The organism is Agaricicola taiwanensis (assembly GCF_014635245.1).
Lineage (GTDB): Bacteria > Pseudomonadota > Alphaproteobacteria > Rhizobiales > Methylopilaceae > Agaricicola > Agaricicola taiwanensis.
In genome coordinates, this window is the sequence record NZ_BMCP01000002.1 from 1,166,427 (window position 1) to 1,179,113 (window position 12,687).

Consider the following 12,687-nt stretch of genomic DNA (forward strand, 5'->3'; position numbering starts at 1 on the left):
TTCCCTCAAGGGACCTGCTCCCGATCAACCTCAACTCGTCTTCAGCTTGCCGCTTCGTCCAGGACCACCCAGCTCTTCAGCTTGGAGATCGGGCGGCTTTCCACGATCTGGACAATGTCGCCGACCTTGCAGCGATTGGCCTCGTCATGGGCGTGATAGTTCTTGGTCCGGCGCACCGTCTTCTTGAAAAGCGGATGCGTGAACCGGCGCTCGACCTTGACGACGACGGTCTTGTCCGTCTTGTCGGACACGACGACGCCCTGCAAAATACGTTTTGGCATCTCGGTATCCCTTACGCCTTGGCCTGGTCCGCGCGCTTCTTCTGCTGCGCGAAGGTTTTGATACGTGCGATGTCGCGGCGAACCGCCTTCACGCGCGCGGTGTTCTCAAGCTGGCCGGTCGCCCGCTGGAAGCGCAGATTGAACTGCTCCTTCTTCAGCTTGAGCAGCTCGTCGCCAAGCTGATCGGCCGTGAGAGTCGGGAAGTCACTGGTCTTTGCCATCTCTCTACCCTCAGTCCGCGATGCGCTGCACGAAACGGGTGCGGATCGGGAGCTTCGCAGCGGCAAGGCGAAGCGCCTCACGTGCGATTTCCTCGTCCACGCCGTCGAGCTCGAACATGATGCGCCCAGGCTTGACCTTGGCGGCCCAGAATTCAGGAGCGCCCTTGCCCTTACCCATGCGCACTTCGGTCGGCTTCTTCGACACCGGCACATCCGGGAACACACGGATCCACACGCGACCTGCACGCTTCATATGACGCGTCATCGCGCGGCGAGCCGCCTCGATCTGACGCGCGGTGATGCGCTCGGGATCAACGGCCTTGAGACCAAAGGTCCCGAAAGCCAGATCGGTGCCGCCCTTCGCGGTACCGCTGATGCGGCCCTTGAACTGCTTGCGGAACTTCGTCCGTTTCGGTTGCAGCATTTGACTAACCTCTCACGTCCCGCGTTCAGGCTGCGGCTTCGCGACGGCCACCGGACCGCGACTGCTCGCCGCTTCCAGCACCTTCGTTCATACGCTTGTCCTGGGCGAGCGGGTCGTGCTCCATGATCTCGCCCTTGAAAATCCAAACCTTGACGCCGCATGTGCCCATGGCCGTCATGGCGGTGGACACGCCGTAATCAATGTCGGCACGTAGCGTGTGCAATGGCACGCGTCCTTCGCGATACCACTCGGTACGCGCGATTTCAGCGCCACCCAGACGGCCCGAGCAGGTGATGCGGATGCCTTCTGCGCCGAGACGCATGGCCGATTGCACCGCCCGTTTCATGGCGCGGCGGAAAGCCACGCGGCGCTCGAGCTGCTGGGTGATCGAATCGGCCACCAGCTGCGCATCGATTTCCGGCTTGCGCACCTCAACGATGTTGATGTGCACCTCGGAATCCGTCATCGAGCCGACCTTCTTGCGAAGCTTCTCGATGTCGGCGCCCTTCTTGCCGATCACCACGCCGGGACGACCCGAATGGATCGTCACGCGGCACTTCTTGTGGGGGCGCTCGATGACGATGCGCGACACGGCTGCCTGCTTCAGATCCTTCAGAAGAGCCTCGCGAATGCGCAGATCCTCATGAAGCAGCTTGCCGTATTCCGCGCGCGTCGCGAACCAGCGCGAATCCCACGTGCGATTGATACCGAGCCGAAGCCCGATCGGATTGATCTTCTGTCCCATCAGGCAGACTCCTGAACCTGGCGAACCACGATGGTCAGATGCGAGAAAGGCTTCTCGATCCGGCCAACACGACCGCGAGCGCGCGGGCTGAAACGCTTCATCACCAGTGCCTTGCCCACATAGGCCTCGGCGACGATCAGATCATCGACGTCAAGGTTGTGGTTGTTCTCGGCATTGGCGATTGCCGACTCCAACGTCTTGCGGACGTCGCCGGAAATCCGCTTGCGCGAAAACTGCAGGTCGGCCAACGCCTTGTTGACCTTCTTGCCGCGGATCAGGCCTGCGACGAGGTTCAGCTTCTGCGGCGAAATCCGGAGATTGCGCGCAACAGCCTTGGCCTCGTTCTCAGGGAGCGTGCGCTCACGCGCTGGCTTGCCCATGGCTTACTTCCTCTTCGCTTTCTTGTCCGCTGCGTGACCGTAATAGGTCCGCGTCGGAGAAAACTCGCCGAACTTGTGGCCGACCATCTCTTCCGAGACGTAGACCGGAACGTGCTTCTGCCCGTTGTAGACCCCAAAGGTGAGGCCGACGAACTGCGGCAGAATGGTGGAGCGACGGCTCCAGGTCTTGATGACTTCTGCGCGACCCGATCCGCGGGCGGCTTCCGCTTTCTTGAAGAGGAAACCGTCGACGAAGGGGCCTTTCCAAACAGAACGTGCCATGGTTCAGGCCTCGCTCACTTCTTCTTCCGAGCGTGGCGGCTCGAAATGATGAACTTATCCGTCGCCTTATTACGACGGGTTTTCTTACCCTTGGTGGGCTTGCCCCACGGGGTGACGGGATGGCGGCCACCCGAGGTGCGGCCTTCGCCGCCGCCGTGCGGATGGTCAACCGGGTTCATGGTCACGCCGCGATTGTGCGGGCGCCGGCCGAGCCAACGCGAACGTCCAGCCTTGCCGTAATTGATGTTGCTGTGGTCAGGATTGGAGACCGCACCAACGGTCGCCATGCACTGTCCATTGACCAAGCGCTGCTCGCCGGAGTTGAGACGCAGGATCACATATCCCTGGTCGCGACCCACGATCTGCGCATAGGCGCCAGCCGAACGGGCAATCTGTCCGCCACGGCCGATCTTCAGCTCCACATTGTGGACGATCGTGCCGACCGGCATGTTGCCAACCGGCATAGCGTTACCCGGCTTCACGTCGACCTGGGTGCCGGCGACAACCGTCGCACCCGTCGCCAAACGCTGCGGAGCCAGGATATAGGCCTGCTCGCCATCGGTGTAGGTCAGAAGAGCGATGAAAGCCGACCGGTTGGGGTCATACTCGATTCGCTCGACCGTCGCTGCCACATCGAACTTGCGGCGCTTGAAATCGATGACGCGATAGGTCCGCTTGTGACCGCCGCCACGAAAGCGGACAGTGACACGGCCGTGATTGTTGCGACCGCCGGACTTGCTCAGGCCTTCCGTCAGCGACTTGACCGGCTTGCCCTTGTAGAGCTCGGAACGGTCGACGATGACGAGCTGGCGAAGGCTCGGCGTAATGGGTTTAAACGTCTTCAGTGCCATTTTTACTCTCCCCGCCGCTCTCAGAGACCGGTCGAGACGTCGATCGAATGGCCTTCGGCCAACGTCACGACGGCTTTCTTGACATCGCTCTGAACGCCGAGGCGGCCCTTAAAGCGCTTGACCTTGCCCTTGCGGACCAGGGTGTTGACGCCGGTGACCTTGACGTCGAACAGCTTCTCGACAGCTGCCTTGATCTGCGGCTTGGTCGCAGTCTTGGCAACGCGGAAGACCACCTTGTTCTGCTCGGACGCCAGCGTCGCCTTCTCGGTGATGACCGGCGACAGGATGACGTCGTAGTGGCGTGGATCGGTGCTCATTTGAAGCGCGCCTCCAGCGCATCAACCGCAGCGCGCGTGAGCACCAGGGTGTCACGGCGCAGGATGTCGTAAACATTGATGCCCTGAACCGGCAGCACGTCCACATCGGGAATGCTGCGGGCCGCACGACCAAAGTTCTCGTTGACCGTCTCGCCGTCGATGACCAGCGTGCTGGCCCAACCGAGCTTCACGAAACGCTCCTTGAGAGCCTTGGTCTTGGCATCGTCGAGTGTGATCTGATCGACGATCACGATCTGCGACGCCTTGGCCTTGGCGGACAGCGCGAGCTTCAGGCCGAGCGCGCGGACCTTCTTGGGAAGGTCGTGCTCGTGGCTGCGGACCACCGGACCGAAGGCACGTCCACCACCGCGGAACTGCGGCGCGCGAGCGGAACCGTGACGAGCGCGACCGGTGCCCTTCTGCTTGAAGAGCTTCTTGCCGGTACGTGCGATCTCGGAACGACCCTTGGTCTTGTGGGTTCCGGCCTGGCGCTTGGCCAGCTGCCAGCGCACCACCCGGTAAAGGATGTCCGTGCGGGGCTCGAGACCGAAGATCTCGTCCGAGAGTGTGAGCTTGCCGGCGTCAGAGCCGTCGAGCGTCTTGATGGCGATATCCATCACGCGCCCTCCTCGTTGGCCGCGGGCGCCTCAGCCGGCGCAGCGGTCTCGTCCTGTGCCTTCGCACTTACCTGTTCAGCATCGTTGCCGATCTTGAACTTGCCCGGCTTCGGAGCCTCGTCCGGCAGAGGACGCTTCACAGCATCACGCACCACGATCCAGCCGCCCTTGGAGCCCGGAACCGAACCCTCGACCAGGATCAGCCCACGCTCGACGTCGGTGCTGACAACCTTGAGGTTCTGGGTCGTCACGCGCTCATCGCCGAGATGACCAGGCATCTTCTTGTTCTTGAAGGTCTTGCCCGGATCCTGGCGGCCACCGGTCGAACCGATCGAACGATGCGAAACCGACACACCATGCGAGGCGCGAAGACCGCCGAAGTTCCAGCGCTTCATACCGCCGGCGAAGCCCTTACCGACGGTCGTGCCCGTGACGTCGACGAACTGACCGACGACGAAATGATCCGCCGTGATCTCCGCGCCGACGGGGATGACCGTCTCATCTTCAACGCGGAACTCAACGAGGCGCCGCTTGGGCTCCACATTGGCAACCGCGAAATGACCGCGCTGAGCCTTCGGCGTGTTCTTCGCCTTGGCGAAGCCAGCACCGAGCTGAAGCGCAACATATCCGTCCTTCTCGACCGTGCGGTGGGCGACCACCTGGCACGCATCGAGCTTAAGGACCGTAACCGGCACATGCTCACCGGCCTCTGTGAAGAGGCGGGTCATTCCGAGCTTCTGTGCAATCACACCGGACCGCATGGTCGTCCTCTCCAAAAGGCTCAGAGCTTGATCTCGACGTCCACGCCGGCAGCGAGGTCGAGCTTCATCAGCGCGTCCACCGTCTGCGGCGTGGGGTCAACGATATCGAGAAGACGCTTATGCGTGCGCATCTCGAACTGCTCACGGCTCTTCTTATCGATGTGCGGGCTGCGATTGACCGTGAACTTCTCGATCAGGGTCGGCAGCGGGATGGGCCCACGGACACGAGCGCCCGTGCGCTTTGCCGTCGACACGATCTCACGGGTCGATGCATCGAGAATCCGATGATCGAACGCCTTGAGACGAATGCGTATGTTCTGACCGTTCATTGGTCGACCTCAACTCGAAGAAAGCGCGTCGGATCGGGACATCCCACCCGACGCCTTACTTTCCGATTCCCTTACTCGATGATGCTGGCGACGACGCCTGCGCCGACGGTGCGGCCGCCTTCGCGGATGGCGAAGCGCAGCTTCTCTTCCATGGCGATCGGCACGATCAGGTGCACTTCCATGGCGATGTTGTCGCCCGGCATGACCATCTCGGTACCCTCAGGAAGATGCACCACACCCGTCACGTCCGTCGTGCGGAAGTAGAACTGCGGACGGTAGTTGGTGAAGAACGGCGTGTGACGGCCACCCTCCTCCTTCGTCAGGATGTAGGCTTCCGCCTTGAACTTCGTGTGCGGCTTCACCGAACCCGGCTTGCACAGAACCTGACCGCGCTCGACGTCCTCGCGCTTGGTGCCGCGCAGCAGCGCGCCGATGTTGTCGCCCGCCTGGCCCTGGTCCAGAAGCTTGCGGAACATCTCAACGCCCGTCACCGTCGTCTTGGTGGTCGGACGAATGCCCACGATCTCGACTTCCTCGCCAACCTTGACGATGCCGCGCTCGACGCGGCCGGTCACCACCGTGCCACGGCCGGAGATCGAGAACACGTCCTCAACCGGCATCAGGAAGGCGCCGTCAACCGGACGCTCCGGCTGCGGAATGTAGGCGTCAACCTCTTCCATCAGCTTCAGGATCGCGTCGTGGCCGAGCTCCTTGTTGGAGTTCTCCAGAGCCGCCAGAGCCGAACCCTTGACGATCGGAATGTCGTCGCCCGGGAACTCGTACTTCGACAGAAGCTCGCGAACCTCAAGCTCAACAAGCTCCAGAAGCTCGGCGTCATCAACCATGTCGCACTTGTTCAGGAACACAACCAGAGCCGGAACGCCAACCTGACGGGCCAGAAGGATGTGCTCGCGGGTCTGCGGCATCGGGCCGTCCGCCGCCGACACAACCAGGATCGCGCCGTCCATCTGCGCCGCGCCCGTGATCATGTTCTTCACATAGTCGGCGTGGCCAGGGCAGTCGACGTGCGCATAGTGGCGGTTCGCCGTCTCATACTCAACGTGTGCCGTCGAGATCGTGATGCCGCGAGCCTTCTCTTCAGGCGCCTTGTCAATCTGGTCATAGGCCGTGAACGTCGCACCGCCCGTCTCAGCCAAAATCTTCGTGATCGCCGCCGTCAGTGACGTCTTGCCATGATCAACATGACCAATCGTCCCAATGTTGCAATGCGGCTTCGTCCGCTCAAACTTTTCCTTGGCCATCGGCTCGACCTCTAAATCCGTCCAAATGCCGGTGGCCACCCATGGGCCGGCCGGTCGGTTGCTTTTTGTGCGACGTCTCCGCTCATCGCGGGCGTCCGGTCCTCGGTTGCGCCCCGCCCTGGAATGATGGAGCGGGTGAAGGGAATCGAACCCTCGTCATCAGCTTGGAAGGCTGTTGCTCTACCATTGAGCTACACCCGCATGTCGCATTCGGCCGAGGTGGTGGGGGAGGTAGGACTCGAACCTACGAAGGCATAGCCAGCGGATTTACAGTCCGCCCCCTTTGCCGCTCGGGACACTCCCCCAAACCTCGAACGCACACCACCTTGAAGGAGACGGCTCGAAGACACGACGACGCCCCGCCAACTGAAGCGGGGTGGATCGCACGGCGCGTTTTATGGTGACCCGCATCAGCCGTGTCAACCGGAAAGCACATAACCTTGATTGCCAAAGGGCCCGCACGGTGCAAAGAACACGTCACCATGCGTCAAGGACGACCCTCGAAATCCGCCCGCCCCTTCCATGGGGGCCGCAACCACACACGCCCTCCCCGCGATCCATCCGGGCCCGCGATCCTCTATGGCCATCACTCGGTCGTTGAGGCGCTGAAAAATCCGCGCCGCCAGTTCCGCCGGCTGCTCGCGACCGAAAACGCCCTGAAGCGCTTGCAGGAGGAAGGCATCCCCGTTCCTCAGATCGCGGAGGTGGTGCGCCCCGGGGCCATTGACCGGGAACTGACACCAGATGCCGTCCACCAGGGATTGCTCCTGGAGGCCGATCCGCTTCCGGCGCTCAGTCTCGATATGCTTCGCGACGATGCGCTTGTTCTGGTGCTGGACCAGATCACCGATCCGCACAATGTCGGCGCGATCGTGAGAACGGCTGCCGCATTCGGAGTGACCGCCATCGTCACCACGGCGCGCCACAGTCCCGAGGCGACAGGAGTGCTCGCCAAAAGCGCCTCCGGCGGACTTGAGCATGTGCCGATCATCACAGTGCGCAACCTTGCGGGAGGCCTGGAGGAGCTGGGTAGTCGCCACTTTCAGCGCGTCGGCCTCGATTCGGAGGGCGAGACGTCCCTGCCCTCCGTTCCCTTGCGCCGCCCGCTGGCCCTGGTGCTGGGAGCCGAAGGAAAAGGCCTGAGACAGAAGACCCGCACTTGCTGCGACGTGTTGGCGCGGCTCGACATGCCGGGCGCCATCAAAAGCCTCAACGTCTCAAACGCCGCGGCGATCGCGCTGCATGTCGCGGCGTCCGCAGCCTAGGATATCGAGTCGCTCCAGAATCTTACGCGGTGGAGCGCACAAAGTGATTCCACTCGTTTGAGCGACGTCTCAGGTCTTGGGAATCCGCTCGATGGCGGGAGGCGGCGCGCCATATTCCGGCGCGGGAACGGATGCCGGCGGCCGTGAAGGCTGAACGCGCTGCCTGTCTTCGTCCTTGCGGGGATAATAGACCCGCGGAGGCTTGTAGTTGTTGCGGTAGTGGCGCTGAGAGGGGCTGGAGCGAAAATGCTGGTCGCGATCCCGAAAGCTATCCTGCGCCAGCGCAGGAGACGCCGTCGCGATCATGATGCCGGCAAGAACCCAAAGATGCTTTCTCATGAACTTCATATGGGGATCGCTGCTCAAAAAGGCCACAGGTTATCGCCTTCGTTATCGACCCGCCGTTTCTTCTGTTGAACCGATATGGGGTCGCTGATACCTAGGCGGGGATGAGTCGGGTCAAGTGTTTGAGATTGTGTGTTCATCCACATTCTCATTCTGATTTCCCGGCCAAAGCCGGCGTAGCACAGCGGTAGTGCAGCGGTTTTGTAAACCGAAGGTCGGGAGTTCGATCCTCTCCGCCGGCACCATTTTTCAACTGAAGACACGCGATGAAAGAACCCCGGAAGCCTGAGCTGCCGGGGTTCTTATCGTGGCTCAAGGTCAGTTACTGCTGCCACCCTCGTTCTGATCATCGCCGGACCCGCCGACGCTGAGACCATCGGAGCCAAGGCCAACGCCGACATCTCCGACGTCCGCGCTGATGCCGTCAGAGTCGACGCTCGCACCGATGCCGCCTTCCCCGCCGACACCGGCGTTGATGCCCTCGCTGTTGTTGCTGCCGGCGCCTTCACCTCCAATATCGGCGTTGATGCCGCCAGTATTTTCGCCAGCCGCGCCGGATCCAAGGCCAACATTGAGGCCACTGGAATTGCTGCTGGCCGCACCGGAGCTGAGACCAGCGTTGATGCCGCCGGTATTGGAACTCGCGGCCCCGGAGGCGATGCCGGCGTTCACACCACCGCTGTTGGTGGATACGGCGCTGGAACCGACGCCCACGTTAACGCCGCCAGTGTTGGCACCGGCGCCGCCGGCAACGCCGACATTAAGCCCGCCAGCCGCGGTTCCTGGTGTTCCCGTTCCGGGAGTGGACGATGTGGCTGAACGGCCCGAGAAGATCGAACTGGTGGTCGGATTGCTCGTCGGGTCGAGCTTGGTGCACCCCTCCTCCGCAATCTGCGCCAACTGTTGGGACGTCAATTGTCCGGCCGGCACGTCGCACATATCGGCTTTCGCACCAGCAAGGCCAAAGCCCATGCCCACGATCACTGCACTGACTGATGTTAGGATACGCATACAAACCTCCCAAAAACTGGTGTTGTGTTCGGGGGATTAACTCTGTCGACATGCGGAAAGTTGCTCAATTTGCAACCGTGGATTGGCAATAATCTAGACAGATCTTTAACGAAAACGGCTCATTCTGACCTAACGTTCATCCAGCTTTCAGTCACACTTGTTCACCATGGCCTCCGGCCGCTTACTGAGCAGTTCATGATCAATCGCCACAACTCTGAGTACGCCCGTGAGCTGGCGCGCGCCGCAGGTGGCTGCATCCTTTTTGCCTTTCCGCTGCAGATGACCATGGAAATGTGGTGGCTGGGGTTCTTCATGGAACGCGAGCGGCTCCTGATCTTCATGATTGTCGGCTTCGCGCTTCTGCTCGGTCTTTCCTATTATTCCGGATTTGCCCGCGACCAGCCGCTCAAGGACGATATCCTGGATGCGTTCTCGGCCTTTGGCCTTGGCGTGATCATCTCCGCCATCATGTTGCTCATTTTCAATGTGCTGGCGACGGAGCACTCTCTCAGGGAAATCATCGGCAAGGTCGCGCTGCAGTCCATCCCCGCTGGCATGGGCGCGATCCTGGCACGCAAGCAACTTGGTGTCGCCGATGAGGGAGAAGAAAGACAGCGGCGGATCGATAGCTACGCTGGCGAACTTTTTGCCATGACGGGCGGAGCGATCTTTATTGCCTTCAACGTCGCCCCAACGGATGAGATCTCGCTTATCAGCCATCTCATGACGCCATGGCACTCGGTGATCCTGTGTTTGATCTCGCTCCTGCTTCTCCATGCCCTGGTCTATGGCGTCGAACTGGCAGGTCAGGCTCAATGGCCCGAAGGCCATGGCTTTTTGTCCGTCTTCTTTCGCTTCAGCCTTGCCGGCTACGGCGTCGCGGTCGCCGTCAGCTTGTATATTCTCTGGAGCTTCGGGCGCCTTGACGGAACCGGCTGGAACGAGATCGCCGCCATGCTGGCCGTGCTTGCCTTTCCTGCTTCCATCGGCGCGGCGACCGCCCGTCTCGTGATCTGAGAGGAGATCGTCGGTGTCGGATATGACCGCCAGCGAGCAACAAAAGCCGCCGAAAACACCCGCCTTGGAATGGATCGCATCGTCCATCGGAGCCATCTTCGCCGTCGGCCTGATCAGCTTTCTCACCTGGGACATCTTCGTGGCGGCCGAGCCGGCCGATGTTTCGGCACAGCCAGGCGTGATAGAGCAAGCCAGCCAGGGCTATACCCTGGGCATTGTTGTGCAGAACACAGGCGGGCTGACCGCAGCCGAGGTTGAAGTCGAAGGCAGGGTTACCACCGTCGACGGAACCGAAGAGACCAGCCAGGCGACCTTCGACTATCTGCCGGGAAAATCCGAGCGACGCGGCACATTGATGTTTCAGACAGAGCCGGACCCGGCCCAACTGCGGCTCCGGGTGGTCTCCTACCGCGAGCCCTAGGCCGCAGCCCCCCTGTTCTAACTGGATCAGGCAGCCGTCAGGGAGGGCATGGAGATGACCTTGTCAGCAACCAGCCGTGCGCTCTGGCGGCCGGCCTCTGCCAGGAGGTCCCGCAGAAGCATCTGCACGGGGTCGAAATCGGAAACGCCCGCCGCCGCCTGCGCCTCATACATCCGTGACAGCCGCCGACGAAGCTGTGTGGCGGCTGCTATGGCATCCGCTGGCGTTGACGCCATCACAAGATCGTCGATCGCGGCCCGAAAGGCGGGATAGGCCGATTTCGGCAATTCGACACGACGGTAGAGCATAGCGAAGCCGTTGCTTCGGCCATCACGGATGAGGTTGGAGATCCGGCTTCTCTCCAGGCCCGACAGCTCTGAAAGAACGGTTTCGAAGAAATCGATATTGCCGGCGGCCAAGGCGCGGAGAAGAAGAGCCGGGGTGAGTTGCCCCGTCTCGCGAAGATGCCGGACCAGATGGGGCATGTCCGGCTGGCCTGCTCGTTCGGATGCGAGTGTCACGGTCGCCTTTTCGCAGGCGCGACCTGCAATGACATCGGCATGTGCCTTGGACATCCACTTGCGTCCGGAGACGAGGCTCGAGAGGTTTTCCGCCACAGCGCGCACCAGCGACTGCTGGATATGAATCGGCAGATCCTTGCGTTCCAGCAGTGCTTCGCGAACGTCCGCGTGGGAGGCATGGCGCTCGACGAGACGTTTCATGGCGGATGGCGTCAGTACCGCGTCGCTGTTGCGCACCAGGATCGCACAGGCGTCAGACCCGCCCACTTCGGCAAGCGCCGCCGCCACTGGAGCCGGCAGATCGGCACGCGCGGCCACCGCCGATTGGACAAGGCTGTCGTGGCTGGCCGCATGGTCGACAAGATCGGCCGTCGTGAGAAGGGGCGACAGGGCAAGAACGGGCGCGGCCACCTCGGCGTTGTCTTCACAAAGAGCGGTGATGATGTGGCGCGGCACCCTGGGTGATGCTGCTATGGCTTCCGCAAGCGCCTGACGCACATCCGCGGAAGGATCATCCAACAAGGAGGTCATGGCGGCCTCCGCCAGCAGCGTCTCATCGGCACCGAGAACATCCTGCACATAGGCCCGGCCAAGAGCCCGTGCCGCCTGTATCCGCCCCTCGACCGGAGCGGTTCTGGCCCAATGTAGAAAACGCCGAATGATCATCAGGTCATACCGTGCCGCGACCACGCGCATTGGACGCGGTCGCAAGATTCAGAAAGGTCGAAAGATCAAGGGGGCCGCCGGGACGGGACGGTGCAGCCGGCCTGGAATGCGGCAATGGCGCCGCGTTTGCCAACACTGTCTTGTTCTCCGATGGCGCCTGCCTTTGCGCCAGCTGCGGATCCGCCACCAATCCGCTCCATGCGCGCTCAACGTAGGCATTGACCGGCTGGCGGTGTCCGGTGCGGTAGAGCGAGTGGAACACAGGCCCGGTTTCAGGAATAGCCGGCTGTTCAAACGCGGCATGGGCCGCAGCTACTGTTGCCGCAGGGCTGCTGCCGACCGGCAGTGTGACCGATGTGCCGCCATGCTTGGATTTCAGATTGGCCAGCACCTCAGCGACAGGTCGTGCCTTTCCGTCAGCATAGAAGATGCTGCGGTTGGCGGCGGCTGCTTCAGGGAAGGCCCTTGCCGCGGAGGCACCGGGATTGGTCTCCGCGAGACGGATCATGGAAGCCGCACCCTGGGCACCCAGGAAATGGGCGGCGTAGAGTTCGCCATCATCCGGCGCCCGGCCGATCGAGCCGGTCAGGCTTTCGCGATTTCGCTCGGTAAAGGCGCCGGCGAGCAAAGCGGAAACTTCCGGATCATAGCGCAGCGCCAGAATGTCACTTCTTGCCTCGGGGCTTGAAACGGTGAAACGTCCGGAAGCGGAGCGGCGGATCTGACTTGCCTGGTCATCGAGACCGAATCGGGGGCCGTCCTCCTTCATGACCTGGAGCCACGTCTGCTCGACGAACTGGAACGCGCCGGCAGCGCTGGAGGTCGGAGCCTTGGCTTGCGGGTTGAGACCGGACTCGCGAAATGCTGTCTTAAGGAGATAATCGAAGCCCGTGCCGGTCGCAGCCGCAGCCTTGCGCACTGCTCCCGTCACATTCTGCGCGGCGTCATTGAGTGACGTCAGAAACATGTCG

19 protein-coding genes and 3 tRNA genes are annotated in these 12,687 nt (G+C 61.9%); 4 read left to right on the plus strand and 18 right to left on the minus strand.

From position 1 onward, the window contains the following. Nucleotides 1–41: 41 nt before the first annotated feature. The 14 genes from rpsQ to IEV58_RS13055 form a co-directional block, all read right to left on the minus strand. Nucleotides 42–281: a 30S ribosomal protein S17 gene (rpsQ, locus tag IEV58_RS12990; protein ID WP_188410134.1), complete on the minus strand. Its 240-nt coding sequence runs from the start codon at nt 279–281 to the stop codon at nt 42–44. Nucleotides 282–292: 11 nt separating this feature from the next. Next, nucleotides 293–502 carry a 50S ribosomal protein L29 gene (gene rpmC, locus IEV58_RS12995; RefSeq protein WP_188410135.1) on the minus strand — a complete coding sequence of 70 codons (210 nt, stop codon included), beginning with the start codon at nt 500–502 and terminating at the stop codon, nt 293–295. Between the two features lie 10 nt (nt 503–512). Then, complete coding sequence (rplP, locus tag IEV58_RS13000; RefSeq protein WP_188410136.1) at nt 513–926, minus strand: 50S ribosomal protein L16; 414 nt, start codon at nt 924–926, stop codon at nt 513–515. 25 nt (nt 927–951) lie between these two features. Continuing rightward, nucleotides 952–1,671, minus strand: coding sequence for a 30S ribosomal protein S3 (gene rpsC, locus IEV58_RS13005; protein WP_188410137.1), 720 nt, complete (start codon nt 1,669–1,671; stop codon nt 952–954). Beyond that, nucleotides 1,671–2,051 carry a 50S ribosomal protein L22 gene (gene rplV, locus IEV58_RS13010; protein WP_188410138.1) on the minus strand — a complete coding sequence of 127 codons (381 nt, stop codon included), beginning with the start codon at nt 2,049–2,051 and terminating at the stop codon, nt 1,671–1,673. Before rplV ends, rpsC begins: the two co-directional genes overlap by 1 nt. A 3-nt stretch (nt 2,052–2,054) precedes the next feature. Continuing rightward, nucleotides 2,055–2,333 carry a 30S ribosomal protein S19 gene (gene rpsS / locus IEV58_RS13015; protein ID WP_188410139.1) on the minus strand — a complete coding sequence of 93 codons (279 nt, stop codon included), beginning with the start codon at nt 2,331–2,333 and terminating at the stop codon, nt 2,055–2,057. A gap of 14 nt (nt 2,334–2,347) precedes the next feature. Continuing rightward, nucleotides 2,348–3,184 (minus strand): 50S ribosomal protein L2, encoded by an 837-nt coding sequence (gene rplB, locus IEV58_RS13020; RefSeq protein ID WP_188410140.1) that lies wholly within the window; start codon nt 3,182–3,184, stop codon nt 2,348–2,350. A 20-nt stretch (nt 3,185–3,204) separates the two neighbouring features. After that, a complete protein-coding gene (locus tag IEV58_RS13025; RefSeq protein ID WP_188410141.1) occupies nt 3,205–3,501 on the minus strand; it encodes a 50S ribosomal protein L23 in 297 nt (98 codons plus the stop codon). Beyond that, a complete protein-coding gene (gene rplD, locus IEV58_RS13030; protein WP_188410142.1) occupies nt 3,498–4,118 on the minus strand; it encodes a 50S ribosomal protein L4 in 621 nt (206 codons plus the stop codon). The genes IEV58_RS13025 and rplD overlap by 4 nt, the downstream gene beginning before the upstream one ends. Beyond that, entirely contained in the window at nt 4,118–4,879 is a 762-nt protein-coding gene (gene rplC, locus IEV58_RS13035; RefSeq protein ID WP_188410143.1) for a 50S ribosomal protein L3, read from the minus strand. Before rplC ends, rplD begins: the two co-directional genes overlap by 1 nt. 20 nt (nt 4,880–4,899) lie before the next feature. Beyond that, entirely contained in the window at nt 4,900–5,208 is a 309-nt protein-coding gene (gene rpsJ / locus IEV58_RS13040) for a 30S ribosomal protein S10 (RefSeq protein WP_188410144.1), read from the minus strand. A gap of 71 nt (nt 5,209–5,279) precedes the next feature. Continuing rightward, on the minus strand, nt 5,280–6,470 hold the full coding sequence (gene tuf / locus IEV58_RS13045) for an elongation factor Tu (protein ID WP_188410145.1): 1,191 nt from the start codon (nt 6,468–6,470) through the stop codon (nt 5,280–5,282). A gap of 127 nt (nt 6,471–6,597) precedes the next feature. Further along, a tRNA-Gly gene (locus tag IEV58_RS13050) sits at nt 6,598–6,671 on the minus strand. A gap of 19 nt (nt 6,672–6,690) precedes the next feature. Beyond that, nucleotides 6,691–6,775, minus strand: a tRNA-Tyr gene (locus IEV58_RS13055). A gap of 177 nt (nt 6,776–6,952) precedes the next feature. On the opposite strand from IEV58_RS13055, the gene IEV58_RS13060 reads away from it, so the two are divergent. After that, on the plus strand, nt 6,953–7,735 hold the full coding sequence (locus IEV58_RS13060) for a TrmH family RNA methyltransferase (RefSeq protein ID WP_188410146.1): 783 nt from the start codon (nt 6,953–6,955) through the stop codon (nt 7,733–7,735). A gap of 69 nt (nt 7,736–7,804) precedes the next feature. Here IEV58_RS13060 and IEV58_RS13065 read toward each other — a convergent pair whose 3' ends face one another. Then, the gene (locus IEV58_RS13065) at nt 7,805–8,074 is read right to left on the minus strand and encodes a hypothetical protein (RefSeq protein WP_188410147.1); all 270 of its coding nucleotides are present in this window, start codon (nt 8,072–8,074) and stop codon (nt 7,805–7,807) included. Nucleotides 8,075–8,250: 176 nt separating this feature from the next. On the opposite strand from IEV58_RS13065, the gene IEV58_RS13070 reads away from it, so the two are divergent. Continuing rightward, nucleotides 8,251–8,325 (plus strand) — tRNA-Thr (locus tag IEV58_RS13070). 73 nt (nt 8,326–8,398) lie between these two features. Here the strand turns inward: IEV58_RS13070 and IEV58_RS13075 are convergent. After that, nucleotides 8,399–9,091: a hypothetical protein gene (locus IEV58_RS13075; RefSeq protein WP_188410148.1), complete on the minus strand. Its 693-nt coding sequence runs from the start codon at nt 9,089–9,091 to the stop codon at nt 8,399–8,401. A 195-nt stretch (nt 9,092–9,286) separates the two neighbouring features. On the opposite strand from IEV58_RS13075, the gene IEV58_RS13080 reads away from it, so the two are divergent. Together IEV58_RS13080 and IEV58_RS13085 are read left to right on the plus strand one after the other, a co-directional pair. Beyond that, nucleotides 9,287–10,108, plus strand: a complete 822-nt coding sequence (locus IEV58_RS13080; protein ID WP_188410149.1) for a TIGR02587 family membrane protein — start codon at nt 9,287–9,289, stop codon at nt 10,106–10,108. Nucleotides 10,109–10,121: 13 nt separating this feature from the next. Then, entirely contained in the window at nt 10,122–10,529 is a 408-nt protein-coding gene (locus IEV58_RS13085) for a hypothetical protein (RefSeq protein WP_188410150.1), read from the plus strand. Between the two features lie 26 nt (nt 10,530–10,555). On the opposite strand, the gene IEV58_RS13090 is transcribed toward IEV58_RS13085, so the two are convergent. Beyond that, entirely contained in the window at nt 10,556–11,716 is a 1,161-nt protein-coding gene (locus IEV58_RS13090; RefSeq protein ID WP_229729410.1) for a DUF2336 domain-containing protein, read from the minus strand. A gap of 4 nt (nt 11,717–11,720) precedes the next feature. Then, nucleotides 11,721–12,683 carry a lytic transglycosylase domain-containing protein gene (locus IEV58_RS13095; protein WP_188410152.1) on the minus strand — a complete coding sequence of 321 codons (963 nt, stop codon included), beginning with the start codon at nt 12,681–12,683 and terminating at the stop codon, nt 11,721–11,723. Between the last annotated feature and the right edge of the window lie 4 nt (nt 12,684–12,687).

Coding starts and splice junctions, on each gene's coding strand:
- rplB (WP_188410140.1), bottom strand. CDS start 3,184: ATGGCACTGAAGACGTTTAAACCCATTACGCCGAGCCTTCGCCAGCTC.
- rpsJ (WP_188410144.1), bottom strand. CDS start 5,208: ATGAACGGTCAGAACATACGCATTCGTCTCAAGGCGTTCGATCATCGG.
- IEV58_RS13080 (WP_188410149.1), top strand. CDS start 9,287: ATGATCAATCGCCACAACTCTGAGTACGCCCGTGAGCTGGCGCGCGCC.
- rplD (WP_188410142.1), bottom strand. CDS start 4,118: ATGGATATCGCCATCAAGACGCTCGACGGCTCTGACGCCGGCAAGCTC.
- IEV58_RS13075 (WP_188410148.1), bottom strand. CDS start 9,091: ATGCGTATCCTAACATCAGTCAGTGCAGTGATCGTGGGCATGGGCTTT.
- tuf (WP_188410145.1), bottom strand. CDS start 6,470: ATGGCCAAGGAAAAGTTTGAGCGGACGAAGCCGCATTGCAACATTGGG.
- IEV58_RS13090 (WP_229729410.1), bottom strand. CDS start 11,716: ATGATCATTCGGCGTTTTCTACATTGGGCCAGAACCGCTCCGGTCGAG.
- IEV58_RS13065 (WP_188410147.1), bottom strand. CDS start 8,074: ATGAGAAAGCATCTTTGGGTTCTTGCCGGCATCATGATCGCGACGGCG.
- rplP (WP_188410136.1), bottom strand. CDS start 926: ATGCTGCAACCGAAACGGACGAAGTTCCGCAAGCAGTTCAAGGGCCGC.
- IEV58_RS13060 (WP_188410146.1), top strand. CDS start 6,953: ATGCGTCAAGGACGACCCTCGAAATCCGCCCGCCCCTTCCATGGGGGC.
- rpmC (WP_188410135.1), bottom strand. CDS start 502: ATGGCAAAGACCAGTGACTTCCCGACTCTCACGGCCGATCAGCTTGGC.
- IEV58_RS13025 (WP_188410141.1), bottom strand. CDS start 3,501: ATGAGCACCGATCCACGCCACTACGACGTCATCCTGTCGCCGGTCATC.
- rpsS (WP_188410139.1), bottom strand. CDS start 2,333: ATGGCACGTTCTGTTTGGAAAGGCCCCTTCGTCGACGGTTTCCTCTTC.
- rplC (WP_188410143.1), bottom strand. CDS start 4,879: ATGCGGTCCGGTGTGATTGCACAGAAGCTCGGAATGACCCGCCTCTTC.
- rpsC (WP_188410137.1), bottom strand. CDS start 1,671: ATGGGACAGAAGATCAATCCGATCGGGCTTCGGCTCGGTATCAATCGC.
- rplV (WP_188410138.1), bottom strand. CDS start 2,051: ATGGGCAAGCCAGCGCGTGAGCGCACGCTCCCTGAGAACGAGGCCAAG.
- IEV58_RS13095 (WP_188410152.1), bottom strand. CDS start 12,683: ATGTTTCTGACGTCACTCAATGACGCCGCGCAGAATGTGACGGGAGCA.
- rpsQ (WP_188410134.1), bottom strand. CDS start 281: ATGCCAAAACGTATTTTGCAGGGCGTCGTCGTGTCCGACAAGACGGAC.